We start from the raw sequence: 23,985 nt of genomic DNA on the forward strand, positions 1-23,985 counted from the left end.
TTATGAAAAAAATCATTAATACTCCCAAGGCACCGGCACCAATTGGGCCATATAATCAAGCTGTTTTATCAGGAAACACTCTTTACACATCAGGTCAAATAGCCCTACATCCTGAAACAACGGAGTTGGTTTTAGATGATATAAGGACTGAGACCAAACAAGTTATGGAGAATATGAAAGCTGTTTTAGAAGCTGCTGATATGACTTTTGAGAATGTGATTAAGACATCCATTTTTATAAGCGATATGAATAACTTCGCACAAATAAATGAGGTATATTGTCAATATTTTGATGAAGCTTCGGCACCGGCAAGAGAAACAGTGGAAGTGGCTAATTTACCAAAGTTTGTAAATGTTGAAATTAGCATGATTGCTGTAAAATAGATACTTCAACAATAAACAATTGTTGATAAATTAAACGGAACATCTCCATTTTTTGTTTAAGTCGTTTTAAAGAACTCTTAAATTTGGTTAAAACCAAACTTTTCTAAAAATGCGTATTGAAAATGACTTAAAATTTGGGTTTAAGGATGTTATGATCCGTCCTAAAAGATCAACACTTAAAAGTAGATCAGAAGTCACCTTAGAAAGAGAATTTTCATTCTTAAATTGCAAAAGTAGCTGGAAAGGTATACCAATAATGGCCGCAAATATGGATACCGTTGGTACTTTTGAAATGGCAAAATCTCTATCTAACTTCAATTTATTTACTGCCATACACAAACATTATAGTTTGTCAGAATGGAACGAATTCTTAGAAAATGCACCTCAGAATATAGAAAACTATATTGCTGTGAGCACAGGAATAAGTCAATCAGATTCTGATAAGTTAAAAACAATTTTAAACACGTATGCTTCGCTTAAGTTCATATGTATTGATGTCGCCAATGGTTATTCTGAATACTTCGCTGAATTTGTACAAAAAACACGAGAACAGTACCCTGATAAAGTTATTATTGCCGGCAATGTTGTAACTGGTGAAATGGTTGAGCAACTATTACTTTCTGGTGCTGATATTGTTAAGGTTGGCATAGGTCCTGGTAGTGTATGTACAACGCGTGTTAAAACTGGTGTAGGATATCCCCAATTATCTGCCATTATAGAGTGTGCAGATGCCGCACACGGTCTTGGAGGTCAAATTATTAGTGATGGTGGTTGTATAATACCTGGTGATGTCGCTAAAGCTTTTGGAGCTGGTGCAGACTTTGTGATGTTAGGTGGTATGTTTGCTGGCCATACAGAAAGTGGTGGCGATATAATTACCAAAAATGGAGAACAATACAAGCAATTTTACGGTATGAGTTCTACCACTGCTATGGAAAAACACGTTGGTGGAGTTGCTGAATACCGAGCTAGCGAAGGAAAAACGGTTGAAGTGCCTTATAAAGGTGATGTCAAAGATACTGTGCAAGATATTCTTGGTGGATTAAGAAGTACGTGTACTTATGTTGGTGCCCCACGACTTAAAGAATTGACCAAAAGAACTACTTTTATTAGAGTAGCTGAACAAGAAAATCAAGTCTACAAATAATTTAAAAGTATTATTATACGCTCATATTTGTAACAAACATGTAATTATGCGACTAGTAAATAAAACATCAGTTCGTATGAAAGATTACTTCAAGACTTTAAAAAAGAAACTCATTAGATTTTATCAATGTGACAAGAGGTTGTTCAATAAAATGCTTGGAATAAAATAAAAAAACCCGATACTAAACAAAAGCATCGGGTTTCATTTTTAATAAAGTATTTTCTAATCTTCAGGATGCATAAAGCGTTGTTTCCCTAGTAATTCTTCTTCAGTTTCAACGATGTTTTCATCAGGTACGCAACAATCTACAGGACAAACAGCCGCACATTGTGGCTCTTCATGAAACCCCATACACTCTGTACATTTATCAGGTGCAATGTAATATAACTCATCACTTATTGGCTCTTGGGTTTCATCTGCATCTACCTCTTTTCCGTTAGGCAACACAATTTTACCTTTTAAACTCGTTCCATCAGAATATCGCCAATCATCTGCTCCTTCATAGATCGCTGTATTTGGGCACTCCGGTTCGCAAGCACCGCAATTAATACATTCATCTGTAATAATAATTGCCATAGTAATTTTTCTTTTTTTCCGTAATTTTGCAGTTGCAAAAATAAAGCCTAAACAGCATTTTACCAAACAGTATATGGATTTACAACATAGAATTAACGCTTTCGCAAAATTAGGTCAGTTTTTTGGTCAATTTACAACGAAAGGAATTGTTAAAAAGGCTGATATCGAAGCAAATGATATATTCTTTGATGGTTTTAAACATCAAATAAAAATAGCTAAAGAAAATAACGGTTGGTTTACCCAAGAAAACATTCAATATAGTTTAGAATCATGGTCAAATGCATTGACCATAGACAATTTAAATTTATGGATAAGTAAGTATACTTTTAATACCAAACCATCAAAGAACATAGCAATCATAATGGCTGGTAATATTCCCTTAGTTGGATTTCATGATTTCCTGTCTGTTCTTATTACAGGTCATAATGTTGTTGTAAAGCAATCCTCTAATGACAAGCATCTCCTACCCTTTTTAGCTAAATATTTAGAAGTTGTAGAACCCCAATTTAAAGGTAAAATCACTTTTACTGAAGAAAAGCTTGAAAATTTTGATGGAGTTATAGCTACTGGTAGTGATAATACAGCGCGTTACTTTGAATATTACTTTAAAAATAAACCATCTATCATTAGAAAAAACAGAAACTCAGTTGCTATTTTAAGAGGTAACGAAACTGTTGAACAACTCGAATTATTATCTGACGACATTTTTAGATATTATGGTTTGGGATGTAGAAATGTATCAAAACTATTTATCCCTAATGATTACAATTTTGATGACTTTTTTAAAGCCATTTACAAGTGGCACCCAATCATTCATGAAGCCAAATATGCAAATAATTACGATTATAATAAGGCAGTTTATTTAATGAGTGAATTTGACATGCTAGAAAATGGTTTCTTAATGGTAAAAGAAGACCAAAATTACGGTTCGCCAATAGCCACAATATTTTATGACAAATATGACAGCGTTGATGCACTTAAAAATCAACTTGAAGAAGACAAAGAAAAGATTCAATGTATTGTGAGTAAAGGATTTGCTGAAAACGAAATAGAATTTGGACAAACTCAAAACCCGGAACTTTGGAACTATGCAGATGGAGTTGACACTGTTGAATTCTTGTTAAAAATTTGAATTAAAAATTATCAATTTATTAATGTGAAATAAGCAATTAATCACCACCTTTGTATCTCTTTAAATTTTAAACAAAATAGATTCCCAAATTGTTGGAAATAAAAATAAAGCTTAATGAAAAAACATAACTTTAGTGCAGGACCTTGTATTTTACCAAAATCAGTAATGTTAAAAGCTTCTGAAGCTGTTCTTAACTATGACGAAGGACTTTCGTTGATTGAGATTTCTCACCGCAGTAAGCCATTTGTAGATATTATGGAAAGAGCAAGATCTCTAGCACTAGAACTTTTAGGTTTAGAAGGCAAAGGATATAAAGCATTGTTTTTACAAGGTGGTGCTAGTACTCAATTTTTGATGGTAGCACTTAATCTTTTGGAAAAAAGAGCTGGATATTTAAACACAGGAACTTGGAGCACAAAAGCCATTAAAGAAGCTAAAATCTATGACGATATCTATGAGGTTGCTTCTTCAGAAAGTGGTGGTTTTAATTACATACCTAAAGGTTATGAAATTTCTGAAGAATATGACTATTTCCACTGTACTTCTAACAATACTATTTATGGGACTCAGATGAAAAGTTTCCCTTCTACTAATATCCCTATGGTATGTGATATGAGTAGTGATATTTTCTCTAGAACATTAGATTTTACACAATTTGATTTAATCTATGCCGGTGCTCAGAAAAATATGGGTCCTGCAGGAACAACACTTGTCGTTGTAAAAGAAGATATCTTAGGAAAAGTATCTCGTAAGATACCATCTATGATGGATTATAAAATCCATATTAATAAAAGTAGTATGTTTAATACACCACCTGTTTTTCCTGTATATGTATCAATGCTTACACTTCAATGGTTAAAAGACCTCGGCGGAATTGAGGCTATTGAAAAGGAAAATGAGAAAAAAGCAAGTTTAATCTATTCAGAAATTGATTTAAACCCACTTTTCAAAGGATATGCCGTTAAAGAGGACCGATCTAATATGAATGCTACTTTCACCTTAGAAAATGAGAACCTCAAAGAAACATTCGATGCTATGTGGAAAGAAGCTGGTATTAATGGTCTTAATGGCCACAGAAGTGTTGGTGGTTACAGAGCTTCAATGTACAATGCACTTAGCTTAGATAGCGTTAAGGCGTTGGTTGAAGTTATGAGCGAATTAGAACGTAAAGCATAATAAATAAACAAACCATTAATTTAGGTTATAGAGTTCAATGAACTTTTAACTTTAAACTTTTAACTTAACAATGAAAGTATTAGCAAATGACGGAGTTTCGCAAAGCGGCATCAATGCTTTAGAAGCAGCTGGTTATGAAGTTTTAACAACAACTGTTGCGCAAGAGCAATTACAAAATTATATCAATGAAAATGATATCTCTGTGCTTTTAGTAAGAAGCGCAACTAAAGTGAGAAAAGATATCATAGACAACTGTCCTAACCTAAAAATTATAGGTCGCGGAGGTGTTGGTATGGATAACATTGATGTTGATTATGCAAGAGAAAAAGGGTTACACGTTATTAACACGCCTGCAGCATCTTCGCATTCTGTTGCAGAATTGGTATTTGGTCACTTTTATGGATTAGCAAGATTCTTACATAACTCTAATCGCGATATGCCTTTAGAAGGAGATACCAATTTTAAGGCACTTAAGAAAGCTTATGCTAAAGGAATAGAATTAAAAGGTAAAACACTAGGTGTTATTGGTTTTGGTAGAATTGGTCAAGCTACGGCAAAAATTGGTATTGGTGCTGGTATGAAGGTTGTTGCTTTTGACCCTTTTATGGAAAAAGCTAACTTAGAATTAGACTTTTTTGATGGTCAAAGACTTAATTTTGAAATAGAAACCATCTCTAAGGAAGACGTTTTAAAGCAAGCAGATTTTATTTCACTTCATGTACCTGCTCAAAAAGAGTATGTCATAGATGAAGCTGAACTAAACATGATGAAAGATGGAGTTTTTATCGCTAATGCAGCGCGAGGTGGTGTTGTTAATGAATTTGCGCTAGTAAAGGCGATTGAAAGCAGAAAAGTTGCTGGTGCAGCATTAGATGTTTTTGAAAAAGAACCACAACCAGAAATTCAATTATTAATGAATGCCTCTTTGTCTCTTACACCACATACAGGTGCGGCCACCAATGAGGCACAAGACAGAATTGGTGTAGAGCTCGCAGATCAAATTATCAACATTTTAGGATAAATATGTGACTTAAACATAATAAATGAGTCCTACATATGTTAGGGCTTTTTTTGTACCTTTCATTCTCTCTATAATATAACTTAAAAACATAACACAATGTCAGGAATATTAGACTTATTAAACAGTGATTTAGGAAAAACAATTATAAACGGTGTTTCAGGATCAACAGGAACAAACGAAAATAAAACTTCAAGTGTACTAACAATGGCTTTACCAGTATTAATGAAAGCTATGGAACGTAATGCGGCTACACCAGAAGGTGCAGATGGATTAATGGGTGCGTTAAGTGGGAAACATGATGGAAGTATTCTTGACAATCTCGGTGATCTTTTTGGTGGCGGTGTAAATGAAAATGTAAAAGTTGATGGATCTAAAATTCTAGGTCATATCTTAGGTGGTAAACAGCAAGGAGTACAACAAGTTATTGGTCAAAAAGCTGGAATAGACTCTAATTCAGTAGGTGAAATTCTTAAAGTAGCAGCACCTATTTTAATGGGAATTTTAGGAAAACAATCTAGACAAAATAATGTGAGTTCTCAAGGAGATTTAACGGGTCTTTTAGGCGGATTACTTGGTGGCAATCAAGCACGAAATGAACAAAGCTTCTTCGAAAAAATATTAGATGCTGATGGTGATGGAAGCGTAATTGATGATGTGGCCGGAATGGTATTAGGTGGTGACAAGAAAAAAGGTGGTCTAGGCGGTTTATTAGGTGGTCTTTTTGGAAAATAATTATACATATACTATATAGAAAAAGCAGCTCATAATATGAGCTGCTTTTTTTATTTCCTCATTCATAATAGACATTTACTCAATTAGAATAGCACCACACACAATCATTATTTAAAAAGACTTAATTTTGTTATTGATTTGTAGTGTAGATAAAAGCATTTTTAAATTCAATTATTTCAAATCATGAAAAAACTACTTTTTTTATTTTTTTTAGTTCTGGCTTTAGTTTTTAGTTGTAAATCCTATAACTCTGATCAAATTATAGACAATAGTCTTACTGCTGATTTGGTTGAGAATGACACCATAAGTATTAGTAGTGATGAAACTGACTATGAAGTTATTATAATTGAACCTGGATTTAATGGATGGTTACTTGGTAGTGCTAGGCCTCGCGGTTTTCATTCTCAAAATTGGTTAGAAACTAGAAATGCACTTTTAGTTCAAGCTTGGAATCAAAGAAACCTGCAACCAACGGTTTACGATCCCAATCTATACCAATTAAGAATTGATTATGATACGCGCACAGATTACGGCTATGAAGTTAATTATTTACTCTACAACTACTTTTTATATTTTCAGTTAAAATACAAACAACAATTGACAACTTTTATTCCTAGAATTTAATGTAAATTTGTGCACTTTTTAAAGTGCTATGGAAAAATTTAAAAAGCATTGGGAAATACAACAGAATTGGCAACTCATTTTTCCACTGCTAGGTATTTTAATATTAGGTTATTCAGCTTTTAAGATTGCGAATGCATTACTTTGTGATTATGGTTTATACGCTGTGATTCCTGTAAGTATTGTCTTGTATTTTGCCCTGTTGAAATTTACGTTATTCTTATTTAAAAAACTTGAAAATAAGTGGATCCTAGATTATAGATGGGAAATGATTCGTGTGTTTATGGTTTTTGCAATTACGGGTTCTTCTTCCATGTTTGTTGGGAGACCATTAATAAAATTGATGGGCATCACTAAAGATAACCTAAACCCTTTTATTTACTGGGTCTTATTTATTTTCATTGGCCTTGTTTTCTATCAGATACTCTTAGTTTTCTTTGGTTGGCTTTTTGGACAACATAAATTTTTTTGGGAATTTGAAAAGAAAATGCTCAGACGTTTTGGATTCTTTAAAGACTAATAATAAATAAATGAAGAAGCCACTTTGACGCAACATTAATAAGTCCTATTTTTGCAACTTAGTTGCATGAAAAACACTTTTCTCAGAATATTATCTTTATTCTTTTTAACAATCTTACTCTCTAGTAACTTTGTTAACCTGCATGTTTTGTTCCACAATCACACGTCAATAGAAGTGTGTCATAACCATTCACATAATAATAGCGACGATAATACTGAAAAGGAATCGTGCCAACTTTGCGTTATTACCCAATGTTTAAATCATTTAAACTATCACTTAGATTTCAATTCATCCTTTCAGCCCGAAACAACAACTGATTGCGATGAATTACTTGCAGTATCATCTTACTCTAAGTTCTTTTATGACAAAAATATTTTCAGTCATAATAAGAATAAAGCGCCACCTTACTTAACTTAAGAACCAATCAATCAAGAATTAGATCAGTAATAAGATATTAAAAGTATAATGAAATATATCTTACTAGTCTTATCAGTATTCTGTTCATATTTAGGGTATTCTCAAAATTGTAACCATAGATTACGAGGTAGTGTAATAGATTTTCATGCTAATACGCCTTTAGAGGATGCCACAATTAAACTAAAGAACACTGATAAGATCACTATATCAGATAAAAATGGAATATTCAATTTCGAAGATTTATGTGAAGGAACATATACCATTGAAGTATCTCATATAGGTTGTAAAACGATAACAAAAACCGTTAAGGTAAAAGGAAAGACGAGTGTAACCATCACCCTAGAACATCACTTAGAAGAACTTGATGAAGTAAATGTATCAGGTAAATCTAAAACAAAGGTAACTAGTGTTGAGCAGTCTATTTCTAAAGAAGTTATTGAAGTATATACGGATAAATCTCTAGGTGACGCTTTAAATACCATCAGTGGTGTGTCTTCTTTAAATACAGGAAATTCAATTGTTAAACCTATGATACACGGATTACATAGCAGTAGATTATTGATAATAAATAATAATGTTAGGCAATTCGATCAGGAATGGGGAGATGAACATGCACCTTCAATTGATATCAATTCAGGTGGACAAATTGAAGTGATAAAAGGAGCTAATACACTAATTTATGGTAGTGATGCCATTGGTGGATTAATTTTAATTAAACCAGAAAACTATGCCTTAAGAGATAGTCTATTCGGAAGTACCTCGCTATCATTAAATTCTAATGGTTTAGGCGGTATTATTAATTCTGAACTAACAAAAACCTATAAAAGTGGCTTCTACAGTCGTTTGCAAGCAAACTACAAACGTTTTGGAGACTTTAATGCTGCTGATTATGATCTCACGAATTCTGATATCGAAAGTATTAATGCTTCTGCTAGGTTTGGATACAAATCTTTTGAAAAAGGATTTGATGCATATTACAGTTATGTAAATAATACTATTGGTATTTTAAGTACAGCACACTTAGGTAACGTAAATAATTTAGTGAGAGCTATTAATACCAGTCAACCTATTTTTGTTGGTGATTTTTCTTATGATATTAATAATCCTAAACAATTAATTACGCATCATCTAGGAAAAGTTGAAGCCTACAAGCGCTTTCAAGGCATTGGTAAGCTATCTCTTCAATACGATTTTCAAATTAATCGAAGAAGAGAGTTTGATAGACGCAGACAAAACTTTAGAGATGATCCTGCAGCTGATTTTAGATTATTTACAACCTCTTTACAACCAAACTTAAGGATTGATGCATTTGACGATTTAGTTGTAAATACAGGCTTGTTGGTAAGATATCAACAGAATGATGCAGCTGGTTTTGAAGTTACCAATATTAGCATACCTCTAATACCTGACTATGATAAGTATGATGCAGGTATATATTTCACAGGTAATTACAGTCTTAATCTAAACACAGAGATAAGTGCAGGCTTTAGATATGACTTTTCTAGAATAGAAGCTGAAAAAGAATACAAATTAGCGGATTGGGAAGAAAACAATTATGATGAGTTGTTTCCTCAATTTAGCTCTGGTATGGTTGAAGATTTTGAAATACTCACTTTTCCTGAGTTCGATTTTCATAATATTTCTTCCAGTCTTGGAATAACACGATATTTTGAAAATGATATTCAATTCATTTTTAACTATGGTTTAGCTTCAAGAATGCCTAATGTTGCTGAACTTTTTAGTGATGGTTTACATCACAGCGCAGCCAGAATTGAGACTGGTAATCTCACTTTAAATAAAGAGGTGGCCAATAAATTCATTCTTTCACTAGAACGAAACAATCAAAACTTCGGTTTTACAGTAAGTCCATATTACAAATACATTAATGATTTTATTCAATTAATTCCGTCTGGTGAAGTATCAGAATCTATTAGAGGATCATTTGTAAAATGGAACTATGACCAAGTTAATGCTCATATATTTGGTATAGATATAGATGTTAATAAAAAGTTGAGTCAACATTTTGACTATAGCGGTAGTCTAAGTGTATTGAGAGGTGATAACCTTACTGAGGATTTGCCATTAATTCATATGCCATCTGCTAATTTCTCTAATTCAATATCATATAAAAATGAAAATCTAAATCAGTTATCATTAAGTCTAACACAATATACTGAACTAAGACAAAATAGATTTCCTGATTATAACTTTACAACATTTGATCCCATACTACTAGAAGATGTCTATGTAGATATAAGTACACCAACAGATGCATTTACACTTTTCCATTTTAATAGTTCAGTAAGATTCAAGATTTCGGATCGAAGTCATCTTAATGTAAGCTTTAATGTGGAAAATGTTTTTAATACATCCTATAGAAATTACCTAAATAGATTTCGCTATTTCGCGGACGATCTAGGAAGAAACGTTAACCTTAAACTTAAATTCAATTATTAAATAAATTATGTCAAATTTTAAAAACCAAACAATGAAATCAACACTAAAATTATTAGCAATACTATTTATATCTAGTTTAGCTTTTGTAGGCTGTTCTAGTGACGACGACGATGACCATGATGGAGATCACGACCATGACCATGAAGAGATAAACATCTTAAGGTATACGCTTACTAACGGAAACGATGTTGTAACGCTTACATTTACAGATTTAGATGGTGAAGGTGGTGCTGATGGAACTTTTGAAGTTTCTGGCGCTTTATCTGCCAATACTACTTACACAGGTGCATTAGAATTATTACATGAAGAAGAAGATGGAGAAATAGATAATATCGGAGCAGAAATTGCTGCCGAACAAGCAGATGAACATGAGGTATTCTACATCACCAATATAACTGGTTTAAATGTAACAACTACAGATGTAGATGAAGACTCTAATCCTTTAGGTTTCAATACTACTGTAACTACAGGAGCTGCTGGTACGGGATTATTAACTGTAACCGTAGTCCATGAAGGTAAAAAACCTAATGATGGTACAGTAGATGATGCTTTAATTGGTACAGACGAAGGTCCTGGATCTATCGATATTACTGTAACATTTAGTGTACAAGTACAATAGATAAAGTCGTATTACAATAAAAAAGCTGAAGATAAACTTCAGCTTTTTTTATGCTTTAATCATAGAACTTTTATTCTCAGTACTTGGTAAATAACTATTTAACCACATTAATGTAAATGTCGGTACCACATCTAAAAATGGCAACGCTTCTTCCACAAAAGAAATTACCGCTGCAATTTTACCTTTTTTGCCTTTATAGAGTTTAGTCATCAAATAAGCTGATAATGGCGCCCAAATAAAGTCAAATGGCGGAAATATTATGGAGACATAACCTAAAGCATCAAACAATAAGCCTAATAGTAATTTTTGAGATTTTTTCATTTGTTATTTTAGTATTTCAAAGAAATATCAGTATTTCATTGTATTTCTACTAGATACTTTAACAATAAGTGTTCCAAATTAGAAAATTGTCAAAAAGTCGGTAAATTAAAACTAAATACCTCTACTCTTTTTAACGTTTAATTATGACGGCAATAAGCCATCAAAATGTAGTTTTGCGATAGGTTTAAATTTTACATCTTAAACATTACAGAATAATATCATCAATCAAAATTACACATGAACTTACGTTCTGTTTTAAGTTTTCTATTGCTTTGTTTTCTGGGCTTTTCCTTTGCCCAGGATAATGATAATTCTCAAGGATTAACAAATAAGAAGGTTTTAAATATCTCAAGAGCACAAAATTCACCAAAGATTGATGGTGTCTTAGACGATGCTATTTGGGACACTGCTGAAATAGCTACTAATTTCGTGCAGTTTCAACCAGATATCGGTAACTCACTACCATTTGAGCAACGCACAGAAGTGAAAATGGCTTATGATGATAAAGCCATTTATGTAGCTGCATATTTACATGACGATCCTTCTTTAATGTTAAACCAGCTGACTAATAGAGACGATTTTGGTCAGAGCGACTTTTTTGCGTTAGTACTTAACCCAAATAACGACGCGCAAAATGACACCTTATTTTTCGTCTTTAGCTCTGGTCAACAAGCAGATGCAATTGCAAACCCTACTATTGGTGAAGATTTTAGTTGGAATGCTGTTTGGATAAGTGCTGTACAAATTGTTGATGACGGCTGGATTGTTGAAATGGAAATACCGTATAGAACCTTACGTTTTCCTGACCAAGCAGAACCAACATGGGGAGTTCAGTTTCATAGACACATGAGAAGGGATCAATCTCAATATACTTGGAATCCTTTAGATCCAACACAAGGAAATATAGGATTGTATCACGGTGAGTTAAAAGGTTTAAGAGACCTTAAGCCACCTGTGAGGCTTAACCTCTACCCTTTTTCTACGGGTATTGTAAATAGTTATGATGGTAATACAGAAACGGATTTAACATTTGGGATGGATGTAAAATATGGTATTACAGATAATTTTACTTTAGATGCAACTTTGGTTCCAGATTTTAGTCAAGCTGGTTTTGATAACTTAGTGCTAAATCTTGGACCTTTTGAACAGACTTTTCCTGAACAGAGGCAATTTTTCACCGAAGGTGTAGACCTATTTTCTAAAGGTGGACTATTCTTTTCTAGACGTGTAGGTAGCGCTCCAACTGGTAGACTTGGCTTGGCCGATAACGAAAGTGCAGATATTCCAAATGAAGTTAAAGTACTAAATGCCGTTAAAGTATCTGGAAGAACTAAAAAAGGTCTTGGTGTTGGAATCTTCAATGCTATCACAGAGAAAACATCAGCTACTATTACTAACTCTGATACCGGTGAAACTAGACTTGAGGTTGTTGAACCGTTTGCTAATTATAATATTTTAGTTGTAGACCAGCAATTTAATGGTAACTCTTCTATTAGTCTTATCAATACAAATGTAACACGTGAAGGTGAATTTAGAGATGGTAATGCTACTGCACTAGTCGCTAATATTCAAAATAAACGAAATACTTATAGAGTAGATGTTGAGGCCAGGATGAGTAATAATAACTATCAGAATGCAGATAGTGAAACTGGTTTTAGTTCTTTTTTCTACATTGGTAAAACGCATGGAAATTGGCGATATAGCTTTGATCATAGATTTGCAGATACTAAATGGGATATTAATGATTTAGGGCTGAATTTCAGAAACAATCAAAACGATTTTGGTGCTGATGTATGGTATCAAATTTTTGAACCTAAAGGAAATCTCAACCGATATAGCTTTAGTGCATGGGTAAACTACAGAAGACTAGCTAACCCTAATGTTTTTGCACGTACAAATTTTGGAGCCAATTATAATGCGCAAACAAAAAAGTTAAACGACTACGGTTTTAGATTAAATTTTAGTCCCGGAAAACAGTTTGACTATTTTGAATCAAGAGATGGTAGACCGTTTATCTTCGAAAACATATTAAGTTGGGGTGGTTTTTATTCTTCAAACTACAACAAAGTATTTGCTTTAGATCTTAATTTAAACATGTTTAAAATTTTTGAAAAAGGTCGAGATCTATTTGGATATAACTTTGGAATAAGCCCTAGATTAAGACCTAATGATAAGCTCTTAATGGTTTATGATTTTAACATGAGAATGTCTAACGGGCAACGAGGTTATGCAACGTTTGAAGACGACCAACCTATACTGGGAGAACGAAACAGACAAGTAATCACGAATAGTATCACTGGTAATTACACGTTTAATCCTTTTCACACTGTTGGACTTACTTTCAGGCATTATTGGGATACGGTTGATTACGATGATGAATTATTTACATTATTAGACAACGGTAGAGTTACTACAGATTCCGGTTATACTGTTGATAATGTGAGCAATGACCCAAATATGAATTTCAGTACATGGAATATTGATTTGAGTTATTCTTGGCAGTTTGTACAAGGTAGTTTTTTAACTTTCTTATACCGTAACCAATTATTCAATTCCAATAATCAGTCACAAGAAGATTTTTCACAGAGTTTAAGCTCACTTTTTAATCAACCAATGCAAAATACGTTCTCTTTACGTGTTCAATATTTTATTGATTATAATGGCCTAAAAGGTATTTTTAAAAGAAAGCAAAAAGTACCAAATAATGTTCAGGCTAAAAATATTGATAACCGTGGTGAATTTAATCCGCAATCTGGTTTCGGATTCGGATTTCCCTAAATAGAGAACTGTAAAAATTAATCCTATTCTCGTAGGAGTGCTAAGAAAATAGTATTTTCGCCCTTACATGATTACTGCTAAAAATATTCACAAGTCTTATAATGATTTACACGTTTTAAAAGCTGTTGATATTACAATTTCAGAGAGTGAAATAATTTCCATAGTTGGCGCTTCTGGTGCTGGTAAAACCACCTTGCTTCAAATTTTAGGAACATTAGATAAACCTGATTATACTTCTGATACAGAACTTATAATCAATGAGAAATCCATCAAATCACTAAACGATAAATCTTTAGCGAAATTTAGAAACCAACATATTGGTTTTATTTTTCAGTTTCATCAGTTATTACCTGAGTTTACAGCCTTAGAGAATGTTTGTATTCCTGCGTTCATTAATAATACCAATAAAAAAAACGCTGAAAAGCGTGCAATTGAGTTATTGGACTATTTAGGATTAAAAGAGCGCATACATCATAAACCCAATAGTATGTCTGGTGGTGAGCAACAACGTGTTGCCGTTGCTAGAGCTTTGATTAACCAGCCAAAAATTATTTTTGCAGATGAACCTTCTGGGAATTTAGATAGTGAATCTGCTGAACAACTTCACCAGCTCTTTTTTAAACTTAGAGATGAGTTTAGGCAAACTTTTGTCGTAGTCACCCACAACCAAGAATTGGCCGACATGGCCGATAGAAAATTGACTATGGTTGATGGGAAAATTGTCATATAGTATTGTCTCCTATTATTTTAATGATACCCATTAAAATAACCATACATCTGATATATAAATAAACACACACCAGCCAAAACGATATACCAATTCACTGCTTTATAGAACGCCTCAAATTGCTTTTGTTTTCTAGACATTGTAATTATAAAAACAATTGGTATTAAAGCTAATATTTGCCCTACTTCTACACCTAGGTTAAAACATAAAATTTTAGCTAAAAACTGATCAGATCCAATATCAAAAGACTGTAATCTTGTTGATAAACCAAACCCATGAATTAAACCAAAAAGTCCAACCATCAGCAGTAAATTAGGTGACTTTATATTTAGCTTTTCAAAACCACCTAAATTCTCAAAACCCTTATAAAATACACTTAAGGCAATAACTGCATCCACCAAATATTCGTTAGCTGTTACACCAGTATAAGTGGCACCAATCAATGTAATACAATGCCCTATTGTAAAAACAGTGATAAATTTTAGAATATCCTTAAACCCTTTAAGATAAAATATGACACCAGCTAAGAACAATAAATGATCATAACCAGTTAACATGTGCGTGGCACCTACTCTAATGTATGCCCATAAACCACCATTTCGTAAAATCTCTTGGTCTGCACTCGTCACATCATGTGCAAAGCTTAAAAAAGGTACACATACAAACAAAAAAGTGATTACTCCTTTAGAACTCAGTGTTTTCATTAGTTCTTTCTTCTAAATACTAAGAATAAAACTCCAATAATGGCGATGCTTCCCAAAACGAAAACCCATAATGGTAATCCATCTTCATGCTCATGGTCGTGATGATGGTCATGATCATGTCCTTCGTGGTCATGGTCGTGTCCGTCATGGGCATGATGATGCTCTCCATGATTGTGATCGTGATGATTATGATCATGTCCGTGCTCGTCAATGTTATGAATGACTTCAAAGGTTAATGTTGCCCATTTAGATTCATGAGTTAATTGAGCATTATCCGTAACATTAGTCATATGAATGGTTCGTAAATAATAAATACCATCTTCTGGCAAATCTACTTTTACAACACCTTGGTCATTGGTGCGTAATTGTTGACCTTTTGAATGTGAGTGGTCATGATTATGGTCGTCACCTTCATGATGATGAGCATCGTTATCATGATTATGACCTTCATGGTCGTGTCCTTCATGGTCGTGGTCATGGTCATGGTCTGAATGGTCATGTTCATCGTGATTATGATTGTGTCCTTCGTGATTATGACCTTCATGATTAGCGTGTTCGTGCTCATCATTATCATGTGAATGATCGTGATTATGTTCATCCTCAAAGTAATTGGTCTTCAAATAATCGGCATAAACCAACTGATTTGGTAATGGTTTACCGTCTAGTAATAATTTAACTTCTAAAGACTCATGTGTATATTTTTCATACGGATTTTCAAGAGGAATAAACTCAATAGGGTATCCAAACTCTGTTTGCCAATCATTTGATTTAACATCTCCGACTTGATATATCGCCTTTACGTGTTTTTGATAACTCTCAACAGCATCCTTAGCTAGTAGATTGTTGTCTTCTCGAAATTTAAGCATGTCAACTACACCATCATGCTTTAGATAGTCATTAAACTTTTCTGCTGTTAATTCAATATTTCTTGGCTTGGTAGACACACCAGCTACGTACGTTCCTGCATCACCAGTTTTAAATTCAACGTAGGTCACTGTACTATCTTTATCTTTCCATAGATTTGTATCAATAGCAGATTTTTCATTGTTACCCACAATAGTAGCATCAATAATACGATCTCTAGTAATAATGTTTTCGCTATTTTCAAATGTGCCGTTAAAAAGACTAAAGGTCGCCTCATCATTTGGAAATAAAAAATAGGTGTCAAATTTTATATAAAGATTATGGCTACACAAAAAGCCGAAAGCTACAAGAAGAAAAAAAGCTCTTACATTCTTAATAATCAATGATTTAATATAACTCATAGTTAGTGATAGTTTATTTATTCATATGTCTTTAAACTCTAAAATAACATATAAAATATGCTTAAACGAAAATAGTGATTTTGCTTTCAGAAATCAATTAAAAGGCTCTTAGTTTTTTCTTAAATATTTTGAAATAAAAATGACAAATCTCAGTTTATAAACCTTCGAAATCTTTAATTTTGTAGCTCTTAAAAACAATTACGACATGTCATACAGAATTGAAAAAGATACTATGGGAGAAGTTCGTGTGCCTTCAGATAAACTTTGGGGTGCACAAACTGAACGTTCTAGAAATAATTTTAAAATTGGTGCACCTGCATCAATGCCATTGGAGGTAGTTTATGGTTTTGCTTATCTCAAAAAAGCTGCTGCATATACTAACTGCGAATTAGGTGTGCTAGACACAGCTAAACGCGACTTAATTGCACAAGTATGTGACGAAATTCTAGATGGTCAACATGATGATCAATTTCCACTAGTAATTTGGCAAACTGGTTCTGGTACACAGAGTAATATGAATGTTAATGAAGTTATTGCAAACAGAGCACATCAACTTGCTGGAAAAGCTATTGGTGAAGGTGAAAAGACTATTGCACCTAACGATGATGTGAATAAATCTCAATCCTCTAATGATACATTTCCAACAGGTATGCACATTGCAGCCTATAAAAAAGTTGTCGAAACTACAATTCCTGGTGTAACTCAGTTGCGCGATACTTTGCAACAAAAAGCAGAAGCTTTTAAAGATGTTGTGAAAATTGGTCGTACACACCTTATGGATGCTACTCCATTAACCTTAGGACAAGAATTTTCTGGGTATGTGTCACAGTTAAATCATGGGTTAAAGGCACTTAATAATACGCTTGAACACCTTAGTCAATTAGCACTGGGTGGAACAGCTGTTGGTACAGGACTTAATACTCCTCAAGGTTATGATGTATTAGTAGCAAAATATATCGCCGACTTTACAGGTTTACCATTTATTACTGCTGAGAATAAATTTGAAGCATTAGCGGCACATGACGCTATTGTAGAAACCCACGGCGCATTAAAGCAAATAGCTGTTTCGCTTAATAAAATTGCCAATGATATAAGAATGATGGCTTCTGGACCACGTTCAGGTATTGGGGAAATCATTATTCCTGCTAACGAACCTGGAAGTTCTATTATGCCAGGAAAAGTTAACCCTACACAATGTGAGGCGATGACAATGGTATGTGCTCAAGTTATGGGTAATGACGTCGCCGTTACTGTTGGAGGAACTCAAGGGCATTACGAGCTTAATGTATTTAAGCCAATGATGGCAGCTAACCTATTACAATCTGCTCAACTTATAGGTGATGCATGCGTGAGTTTTGATGTGAATTGTGCTAGTGGCATTGAGCCAAATCATGCAACTATTAAAGAATTATTGAACAATTCACTAATGCTTGTTACTGCATTAAACACAAAGATTGGTTACTACAAAGCTGCTGAAATAGCTAATACAGCACATAAAAATGGTACAACTTTAAAAGAAGAAGCTATCAATTTAGGTTATGTTTCAGCCGAAGACTATGACGAATGGGTAAAACCAGAAGACATGGTTGGCAGCTTGAAATAGACTCAATACTTAATATAAACAAAGCGCTAACTTCCATAGGTTAGCGTTTTTTAGTTCAAAAAAAAATAGTAATTTTTACATCAATTCAATCATAAACTATGTCAGTACTTATTAAAAATATTAAGCAACTTTTACAAGTTCATGATCACAATGAACTTATATTAAAAGGTAACGATATGAAGCACCTTTCTGTAATTGAAAACGCCTATCTATATATTGAGCATGATACTATTATTGAGTATGGAGATATGGAATATTGTGAAGGAATTGATGCAGAAGAAACGATTGATGCTAAAGGTAGAATAGTTTTACCAGCTTGGTGCGACTCTCATACCCATACGGTTTACGCAGGTGATAGAACAGCTGAATTTGTTGACAGAATTCATGGTTTGAGTTATGAGGAAATTGCTAAAAACGGGGGAGGTATATTAAATTCAGCAAAAACATTGCAGAATACTTCTGAAGATGCCTTATTTACACAATCAATGGAACGATTGGATGAACTCGTAAGAATGGGTACAGGTGCCATAGAGATAAAAACCGGATATGGTTTAACAGTCGAGGCTGAATTGAAAATGCTAAAAGTAATTAAGCGGATTAAAAACGAAAGCTTAATTAAGATTACACCGACTTTACTTGCTGCTCACGCTATTCCACAAGAATACAAAAAAGATAAAAAAGCATACGTAGACAAAATTATCAATGAGCTTATTCCACAAGCTTCAGAACTTAATATTGCCAAGTATATAGATGTATTTTGTGAAGAAGGTTACTTTGATTTAGAAGATACTGAACGTATTTTGAAGGCTGCTCAAACCTATGATTTAAGACCAAAAATACACGTTAATCAATTTAATATTCTTGGTGGTGTAGCACTTGGTGTAAGGTACAATGCACTCTCTGTAGATCACTTAGAAGAATTAAACGATGCTGATATTGAAGCTCTAAAAGGGAGTGACACAATTCCTGTTGCTCTACCTGGCTGTTCTTACTTTTTAGGAATTCCTTATACTCCTGCACGTAAAATTATTGATGCAGGTTTGCCTTTAGCTTTAGCTTCAGATTATAATCCTGGTTCGGCACCAAGTGGTAATATGAACTTTATTGTAAGTTCTGCTTGCGTAAAACTTAAAATGACACCTGAAGAAGCTATTAATGCAGCTACTATAAATGGTGCCTACGCAATGGGAATTAGCAACATGTATGGTAGTATAACAAGAGGTAAAAAGGCAAATGTTTTGGTCACAAAACCTTTGAATCATTATAGAGAGATTCCATATAATTTCTCTCATAATCCCATTGAGCATGTCATCATTAATGGGCAATTAAAACCAATGAAAAATCCGGAAGAAAACTTCCGGATTTAAAACTATCAATCAATCAAAAATTCTATATCTACTTTAGAGTAAACTCTGAACTAGAAATTAATTCTTTATCATTAAAAATATTTACTGTGTAACGTCCAGCTGAAAACTTAGAATCGTCTGGTTTGTTTACATATTCGCAAATATTAAGATTTCTGTTTTCGTAGTTGAAACGGCTAATTAAACTAAAATTTAAAACTTGATCGTCAAATTGTACCTGATCATTAGCACCTAAAACATTGTTTTTTGGATCAATTACTTGAACGTAAAGTTCTTTATCACCTGCTTCTGCAAGTGCATTTTTTGCAACAGTAAAGCACACTTTTATTTTGTCACATCTTTTAGCTCTTTCCATAGGAACTTGTCTTCCACTGCTTCTTTCAAGTACTCCTATACCAATTAAACCAACAGTCTGTAATGCTGATGCATCTTCTACCACATTAGCCAATTCTGTATTTTGTACTAATAATGAATCCGTAAACATAGTACGTTCTGCCAATTGAATTTGCGTACTATCTAAAGTAGTCGCCAATAATTCATTTTCAACTTTTAACCTATCATTCTCCTCAAGCAATACATCCATTTCTTTTTGTAATGCAAAAAACTTCTTTCTGTACTTCCATAAGCTGTTTACACTGTTTTGAGATACTTTTAAAGAGTCAATTAATCCTTGGATACGGTCTCTCGCATCTACTAAATCTTGGTTTACAATTTCATTTTCAGCAATAGCGTCATTGTACTGTGTAGTAAGACCATTTAACTCAGTCATTAATTGTTCTTTTTTAGCTAGAATTTGTTCTTTTTCTTTTTCAACATCGCTGTAGAGTTTAGATGCAACAAAGGATGCGCCAATAAATAACGCAATGGCAATTGCTAATCCTACTTTTAATCCTGTGTTAGATTTTTGTGAACCTTCCATAAAATTCTTGTTTTAGTTTGTCGTTAATTCTTGTTTTGAATTGTGCTTTTATTTTCTGTAAAAGCTGTAATTTTAAATTTCTAAATATATGTTACCAAATGGAAAATTTTAATTTATTCACTATAAAAGATCGCAATTCACTTTTAAAAGTTCGTAAAGGAGAATCAAAATTTGGAGAACATGTACGCTTATTACCTAAGCTTACTAACATATACGATGATATTGTTAATTTAGATGTCGACTATGTCATTTTTGGTATTTCTGAAGACATTGGCGTTTATGCTAACCACGGAAAACCAGGGACTTACACGGCTTGGGAAAATTCTTTAAATTTTTTACTTAATACCCAAAATAATAGACAAAATAGCGGAAAACGTGTGTTGATTTTAGGTGACTTAAGTTATGATAATGATAGGAAGAGGTTACTTAGGTTAGATTTAGATAAAAAGAAAAACCTAGCAGAAGTTAGGACATTTGTTGAAACTATTGATAAAGATGTAACCTACTTAGTTTCCTCAATTGTTAGAGCAGGAAAAACACCAATTATAATTGGTGGTGGGCATAATAACTCTTATGGTAATATTAAAGGAACTGCACTTGCTAAAAATGGAAGAATTAACGTTGTTAACCTAGACGCACATACCGATTTTAGACCAGAGGAAGGTAGACATAGTGGTAATGGTTTTAGTTATGCTTATGCTGAAGGATTTTTGAAACGTTACTTTATTTTTGGACTTCATGAAAACTATACTTCTGATAAACTTTTTAAAACACTAAAAAAGATAAAGCACATTTCGTATAACACCTATGAAAGTTTAGAAGTTAGAAATGAAACAGATTTTAATTCTGAATTAGATTTTGCACTTAACTATATATCTGAGAAAACCTTTGGTATTGAAATAGACTGTGATGCCATTGAAAATATGACTAGCAGTGCTAAATCACCAAGTGGATTTAGTACAAAGCAAGCAAGACAAATTGTACACCACTTTGCAAAGCATAAAAATGCAAGTTACCTGCATATTTGTGAAGCAGCACCTAAGAAAAAAACAGATCCTAAAGTTGGTAAATTTATTAGCTACCTAATCACCGATTTTATCAGAGCAAATGGCAATTAACATCATTAATTACACACCCGAATTTGCTCGAGATTTTTTTGAGCTTAATATTGAGTGGTTACAAACCTTTTTCTATGTTGAACCATACGACGAAGAAGTTTTAAGCAAACCTGAAACATACATCATAAATAAAGGTGGTTATATTTTCTTTGCCAAAGAAGGTAACACTATACTTGGCACTGTCGCCTTAATGCCAACCAATGAAGAAGGTATTTTAGAACTTACTAAAATGGCTGTTTTACCAGAAAGACGTGGTGAAAAAATTGGACAACAACTTTTAGATTATTGCATAGATTTTGCGAAAGCAAAGGCATTAAAATCATTACTACTCTACTCAAATACAAAACTAAAAAACGCCATTTATTTGTATCGTAAATATGGCTTTATAGAACTACAATTAGAAGAAAACAGTCCTTACAATCGAGGTAATATTAAAATGTTGTTAGAATTGTAAAATTTCAAAATCAGAACAATACCTTTCATCCTTTTCACATAAAATACTTATTGTTTCAAATAAAAGTAGGTTTATCTCCTCAGAATGAGGTTTTATTTTTTGGGCAAGTTTAAACTCTGATAGTGCACCAACATAATTTTTCGATTTTAACCTTTGCAAACCAGACTTTTTTAAAAAATTGAAAGCTCTATTGTCTAATTCTGTCGTATGTGTCATTTCTTGACTTATTCTTTCTTTTTCGTACTCATGCCAATTTGGTAATAAAGTATACAGAATAAATACTATCAATATAAAAAGGACAATACCAATATGAAAGCTTTCCTTTTTCTCTGAGTATTGAATTTTAAATTCTCTTTTATGTTTTGATAAGGCTGTAAATGATTTCTTTCTATTCATCTCAAATGGTTTTCTGGCACGCATAGCGTAAATCCATTTTTGCATACCAAAACCCATATAACCCATAACTAAAGTCTTTAATTATAAGTCTTTATGAATTCATAAAAGTTACATGTCTACAACTTAAAAAACGTTAGCAGGATTGAAATTTTTTGATTTAAGTATTAATTTTCAACAAGATTATTTCCTATTACAACAGATTTGTTGATTTTTGTTTTCCTCAGTTCATTAATATCTATCTTATAAAGATTTTGAGAGGACTCAACTGAAAATTCCTTGTTTACCTCACCACCAAGAATATATAGGTAGTCATTATCATAAAACATCTTGGCTGAACTAATTCTAAGATTAATGAGATACTGATTTAAAACACCTGATAGCGTATTAAAAACTACTAACTTTCCATTTTCGTATATGTAGATAAGATGATCTTTTTTAGCCAGAGCAGGTTTCTCTGATCTAAAGAATAACTCACCTTCAGTCTTCCATTTCCCTGAAGCTAAGTCAAAAGATTCAATATTATTTAATGCTTTATGATTTAGTCCTCCAATAAGATAAATCTTATTATTTACAACAATAGCGCTAGTTTGCTTAGGTCTATTCATCTCACCTATCTCAAACCATAAACCTGTTTCGAGATTATAACTGTACATCTTTTTTGCATAAACCTTAGACCCATTATCCTTAATTTTCTTAATACCACCAAACGCTAAAATATATTTATCATAAAGCATAGTACTCAAATTATTTGACTGAATAGGGTTGGAATAATCGATCTCAATATTTTTTGAATTTATATCATAAACCTCTATGACATCATCGAGATACTTCGATGATCTCGTACCTTGTCTTATACCTCCTATAACATATATCTTATCATTATAAATATTAAGACTATGCCCAGTGCGCTCTCTAAATTTCACTTCAGATTTTTCCCAGGTATTTGTTGCTATGTCGTAGATATAGAAATCACTTGATAAATATCCTAAGCTTTTAGGAGCATATCTATATTCATTTACAATATTCTCTATGCTTGGGTCTAAATACTTTGACGCTGCTTGATTTAAAGCAAATCTACCAGAATCAAATTCATCGGTTGTTTCACCACCTATAACATATATTTTTCCTTGATACAACCCTGCGGCAAATGACGATAATGCCTTATCCATGGAGGTTATTTTAGTGTAGTCTAAAGTGGTTCTTAGCTTCACTTTTCCTTTGATATTTATTTCGGATAATGCTTCTGTATTTGGTTCTAAATAAATGCTTGTGTCACGACCTACAATATCTAATACCTTTATTTCTTTAGTTACATATCCAATATGAGTTATAAACACAATATCTGACGCTTTCACCTTTTTTAGTCTAAATTCACCATCAACATTGGTATAAGTGCCTTTAGAATTATTCACAAAAACATGCGCACCGTCAATAGGTGTTTTAGTCATATTATCTATAACAACACCTTTTAAAACTTGCCCCCAAACTATAGGTGTGCAGAGTAAAATGATAACTAAGGAAAGGTGCTTCTTCAT

At 33.0% G+C, this 23,985-nt stretch carries 23 protein-coding genes; 16 read left to right on the top strand and 7 right to left on the bottom strand.

The window, feature by feature from the left end:
• Window positions 1-2: 2 nt before the first annotated feature.
• Entirely contained in the window at window positions 3-383 is a 381-nt protein-coding gene (locus HRU50_RS03450; RefSeq protein WP_296348206.1) for a RidA family protein, read from the top strand.
• 109 nt (window positions 384-492) lie between these two features.
• Window positions 493-1,530 carry a GMP reductase gene (locus HRU50_RS03455; RefSeq protein WP_296348207.1) on the top strand — a complete coding sequence of 346 codons (1,038 nt, stop codon included), beginning with the start codon at window positions 493-495 and terminating at the stop codon, window positions 1,528-1,530.
• Between the two features lie 222 nt (window positions 1,531-1,752).
• Here the strand turns inward: HRU50_RS03455 and HRU50_RS03460 are convergent, their stop codons facing one another.
• Window positions 1,753-2,106 carry a 4Fe-4S dicluster domain-containing protein gene (locus tag HRU50_RS03460; RefSeq protein ID WP_296348209.1) on the bottom strand — a complete coding sequence of 118 codons (354 nt, stop codon included), beginning with the start codon at window positions 2,104-2,106 and terminating at the stop codon, window positions 1,753-1,755.
• A 73-nt stretch (window positions 2,107-2,179) separates the two neighbouring features.
• On the opposite strand from HRU50_RS03460, the gene HRU50_RS03465 reads away from it, so the two are divergent.
• From HRU50_RS03465 to HRU50_RS03500, 8 genes are all read left to right on the top strand, one after another.
• Entirely contained in the window at window positions 2,180-3,238 is a 1,059-nt protein-coding gene (locus HRU50_RS03465; protein WP_296348211.1) for an acyl-CoA reductase, read from the top strand.
• 114 nt (window positions 3,239-3,352) lie between these two features.
• Window positions 3,353-4,414, top strand: a complete 1,062-nt coding sequence (serC, locus tag HRU50_RS03470) for a 3-phosphoserine/phosphohydroxythreonine transaminase (RefSeq protein WP_296348213.1) — start codon at window positions 3,353-3,355, stop codon at window positions 4,412-4,414.
• Window positions 4,415-4,484: 70 nt separating this feature from the next.
• Window positions 4,485-5,435 carry a D-2-hydroxyacid dehydrogenase gene (locus HRU50_RS03475; RefSeq protein WP_296348215.1) on the top strand — a complete coding sequence of 317 codons (951 nt, stop codon included), beginning with the start codon at window positions 4,485-4,487 and terminating at the stop codon, window positions 5,433-5,435.
• Window positions 5,436-5,531: 96 nt separating this feature from the next.
• Window positions 5,532-6,167, top strand: coding sequence for a DUF937 domain-containing protein (locus HRU50_RS03480; RefSeq protein ID WP_296348217.1), 636 nt, complete (start codon window positions 5,532-5,534; stop codon window positions 6,165-6,167).
• A 183-nt stretch (window positions 6,168-6,350) separates the two neighbouring features.
• The gene (locus HRU50_RS03485; RefSeq protein ID WP_296348219.1) at window positions 6,351-6,791 is read left to right on the top strand and encodes a DUF6146 family protein; all 441 of its coding nucleotides are present in this window, start codon (window positions 6,351-6,353) and stop codon (window positions 6,789-6,791) included.
• Between the two features lie 28 nt (window positions 6,792-6,819).
• A complete protein-coding gene (locus HRU50_RS03490) occupies window positions 6,820-7,308 on the top strand; it encodes a DUF6787 family protein (RefSeq protein WP_296348221.1) in 489 nt (162 codons plus the stop codon).
• A 465-nt stretch (window positions 7,309-7,773) separates the two neighbouring features.
• Window positions 7,774-10,182, top strand: a complete 2,409-nt coding sequence (locus HRU50_RS03495) for a TonB-dependent receptor (RefSeq protein WP_296348223.1) — start codon at window positions 7,774-7,776, stop codon at window positions 10,180-10,182.
• Between the two features lie 31 nt (window positions 10,183-10,213).
• On the top strand, window positions 10,214-10,801 hold the full coding sequence (locus HRU50_RS03500; RefSeq protein WP_296348225.1) for a type 1 periplasmic binding fold superfamily protein: 588 nt from the start codon (window positions 10,214-10,216) through the stop codon (window positions 10,799-10,801).
• Window positions 10,802-10,849: 48 nt separating this feature from the next.
• On the opposite strand, the gene HRU50_RS03505 is transcribed toward HRU50_RS03500, so the two are convergent.
• Window positions 10,850-11,122, bottom strand: a complete 273-nt coding sequence (locus HRU50_RS03505) for a hypothetical protein (protein ID WP_296348227.1) — start codon at window positions 11,120-11,122, stop codon at window positions 10,850-10,852.
• Window positions 11,123-11,359: 237 nt separating this feature from the next.
• Here HRU50_RS03505 and HRU50_RS03510 point away from each other — a divergent pair, with 237 nt between their 5' ends.
• Both HRU50_RS03510 and HRU50_RS03515 read left to right on the top strand, forming a co-directional pair.
• Complete coding sequence (locus tag HRU50_RS03510; protein ID WP_296348229.1) at window positions 11,360-13,900, top strand: DUF5916 domain-containing protein; 2,541 nt, start codon at window positions 11,360-11,362, stop codon at window positions 13,898-13,900.
• A 67-nt stretch (window positions 13,901-13,967) separates the two neighbouring features.
• On the top strand, window positions 13,968-14,630 hold the full coding sequence (locus tag HRU50_RS03515) for an ABC transporter ATP-binding protein (protein ID WP_296348231.1): 663 nt from the start codon (window positions 13,968-13,970) through the stop codon (window positions 14,628-14,630).
• Between the two features lie 17 nt (window positions 14,631-14,647).
• Here the strand turns inward: HRU50_RS03515 and HRU50_RS03520 are convergent, their stop codons facing one another.
• Together HRU50_RS03520 and HRU50_RS03525 are read right to left on the bottom strand one after the other, a co-directional pair.
• On the bottom strand, window positions 14,648-15,331 hold the full coding sequence (locus tag HRU50_RS03520) for a HupE/UreJ family protein (protein ID WP_296348233.1): 684 nt from the start codon (window positions 15,329-15,331) through the stop codon (window positions 14,648-14,650).
• Complete coding sequence (locus tag HRU50_RS03525; RefSeq protein WP_296348235.1) at window positions 15,331-16,596, bottom strand: DUF4198 domain-containing protein; 1,266 nt, start codon at window positions 16,594-16,596, stop codon at window positions 15,331-15,333. Before HRU50_RS03525 ends, HRU50_RS03520 begins: the two co-directional genes overlap by 1 nt.
• Before the next feature lie 205 nt (window positions 16,597-16,801).
• Here HRU50_RS03525 and fumC point away from each other — a divergent pair, with 205 nt between their 5' ends.
• The gene (gene fumC, locus HRU50_RS03530) at window positions 16,802-18,199 is read left to right on the top strand and encodes a class II fumarate hydratase (protein WP_296348236.1); all 1,398 of its coding nucleotides are present in this window, start codon (window positions 16,802-16,804) and stop codon (window positions 18,197-18,199) included.
• Window positions 18,200-18,297: 98 nt separating this feature from the next.
• Window positions 18,298-19,566, top strand: a complete 1,269-nt coding sequence (gene hutI, locus HRU50_RS03535; protein ID WP_296348238.1) for an imidazolonepropionase — start codon at window positions 18,298-18,300, stop codon at window positions 19,564-19,566.
• A 28-nt stretch (window positions 19,567-19,594) separates the two neighbouring features.
• Here hutI and HRU50_RS03540 read toward each other — a convergent pair whose 3' ends face one another.
• A complete protein-coding gene (locus HRU50_RS03540; RefSeq protein WP_296348240.1) occupies window positions 19,595-20,482 on the bottom strand; it encodes a chromosome partitioning protein ParA in 888 nt (295 codons plus the stop codon).
• Window positions 20,483-20,580: 98 nt separating this feature from the next.
• Here HRU50_RS03540 and HRU50_RS03545 point away from each other — a divergent pair, with 98 nt between their 5' ends.
• Both HRU50_RS03545 and HRU50_RS03550 read left to right on the top strand, forming a co-directional pair.
• Window positions 20,581-21,600 carry a formimidoylglutamase gene (locus HRU50_RS03545; RefSeq protein WP_296348242.1) on the top strand — a complete coding sequence of 340 codons (1,020 nt, stop codon included), beginning with the start codon at window positions 20,581-20,583 and terminating at the stop codon, window positions 21,598-21,600.
• Window positions 21,590-22,054 carry a GNAT family N-acetyltransferase gene (locus HRU50_RS03550; RefSeq protein ID WP_296348243.1) on the top strand — a complete coding sequence of 155 codons (465 nt, stop codon included), beginning with the start codon at window positions 21,590-21,592 and terminating at the stop codon, window positions 22,052-22,054. The genes HRU50_RS03545 and HRU50_RS03550 overlap by 11 nt, the downstream gene beginning before the upstream one ends.
• Here HRU50_RS03550 and HRU50_RS03555 read toward each other — a convergent pair.
• Together HRU50_RS03555 and HRU50_RS03560 are read right to left on the bottom strand one after the other, a co-directional pair.
• Entirely contained in the window at window positions 22,043-22,516 is a 474-nt protein-coding gene (locus HRU50_RS03555; RefSeq protein ID WP_296348246.1) for a hypothetical protein, read from the bottom strand. The genes HRU50_RS03550 and HRU50_RS03555 overlap by 12 nt on opposite strands.
• A 98-nt stretch (window positions 22,517-22,614) precedes the next feature.
• Window positions 22,615-23,985: a kelch repeat-containing protein gene (locus HRU50_RS03560; protein WP_296348247.1), complete on the bottom strand. Its 1,371-nt coding sequence runs from the start codon at window positions 23,983-23,985 to the stop codon at window positions 22,615-22,617.

The organism is Winogradskyella sp., from assembly GCF_013213835.1.
Taxonomy (GTDB): domain Bacteria; phylum Bacteroidota; class Bacteroidia; order Flavobacteriales; family Flavobacteriaceae; genus Winogradskyella.

Coding starts and splice junctions, on each gene's coding strand:
- HRU50_RS03490 (WP_296348221.1), top strand. CDS start 6,820: ATGGAAAAATTTAAAAAGCATTGGGAAATACAACAGAATTGGCAACTC.
- HRU50_RS03485 (WP_296348219.1), top strand. CDS start 6,351: ATGAAAAAACTACTTTTTTTATTTTTTTTAGTTCTGGCTTTAGTTTTT.
- serC (WP_296348213.1), top strand. CDS start 3,353: ATGAAAAAACATAACTTTAGTGCAGGACCTTGTATTTTACCAAAATCA.
- HRU50_RS03520 (WP_296348233.1), bottom strand. CDS start 15,331: ATGAAAACACTGAGTTCTAAAGGAGTAATCACTTTTTTGTTTGTATGT.
- HRU50_RS03480 (WP_296348217.1), top strand. CDS start 5,532: ATGTCAGGAATATTAGACTTATTAAACAGTGATTTAGGAAAAACAATT.
- HRU50_RS03450 (WP_296348206.1), top strand. CDS start 3: ATGAAAAAAATCATTAATACTCCCAAGGCACCGGCACCAATTGGGCCA.
- hutI (WP_296348238.1), top strand. CDS start 18,298: ATGTCAGTACTTATTAAAAATATTAAGCAACTTTTACAAGTTCATGAT.
- HRU50_RS03505 (WP_296348227.1), bottom strand. CDS start 11,122: ATGAAAAAATCTCAAAAATTACTATTAGGCTTATTGTTTGATGCTTTA.
- HRU50_RS03515 (WP_296348231.1), top strand. CDS start 13,968: ATGATTACTGCTAAAAATATTCACAAGTCTTATAATGATTTACACGTT.
- HRU50_RS03510 (WP_296348229.1), top strand. CDS start 11,360: ATGAACTTACGTTCTGTTTTAAGTTTTCTATTGCTTTGTTTTCTGGGC.
- HRU50_RS03460 (WP_296348209.1), bottom strand. CDS start 2,106: ATGGCAATTATTATTACAGATGAATGTATTAATTGCGGTGCTTGCGAA.
- HRU50_RS03495 (WP_296348223.1), top strand. CDS start 7,774: ATGAAATATATCTTACTAGTCTTATCAGTATTCTGTTCATATTTAGGG.
- HRU50_RS03555 (WP_296348246.1), bottom strand. CDS start 22,516: ATGGGTTATATGGGTTTTGGTATGCAAAAATGGATTTACGCTATGCGT.
- HRU50_RS03455 (WP_296348207.1), top strand. CDS start 493: ATGCGTATTGAAAATGACTTAAAATTTGGGTTTAAGGATGTTATGATC.
- HRU50_RS03525 (WP_296348235.1), bottom strand. CDS start 16,596: ATGAGTTATATTAAATCATTGATTATTAAGAATGTAAGAGCTTTTTTT.
- HRU50_RS03465 (WP_296348211.1), top strand. CDS start 2,180: ATGGATTTACAACATAGAATTAACGCTTTCGCAAAATTAGGTCAGTTT.
- HRU50_RS03500 (WP_296348225.1), top strand. CDS start 10,214: ATGAAATCAACACTAAAATTATTAGCAATACTATTTATATCTAGTTTA.
- HRU50_RS03550 (WP_296348243.1), top strand. CDS start 21,590: ATGGCAATTAACATCATTAATTACACACCCGAATTTGCTCGAGATTTT.
- HRU50_RS03545 (WP_296348242.1), top strand. CDS start 20,581: ATGGAAAATTTTAATTTATTCACTATAAAAGATCGCAATTCACTTTTA.
- fumC (WP_296348236.1), top strand. CDS start 16,802: ATGTCATACAGAATTGAAAAAGATACTATGGGAGAAGTTCGTGTGCCT.
- HRU50_RS03475 (WP_296348215.1), top strand. CDS start 4,485: ATGAAAGTATTAGCAAATGACGGAGTTTCGCAAAGCGGCATCAATGCT.
- HRU50_RS03540 (WP_296348240.1), bottom strand. CDS start 20,482: ATGGAAGGTTCACAAAAATCTAACACAGGATTAAAAGTAGGATTAGCA.
- HRU50_RS03560 (WP_296348247.1), bottom strand. CDS start 23,985: ATGAAGAAGCACCTTTCCTTAGTTATCATTTTACTCTGCACACCTATA.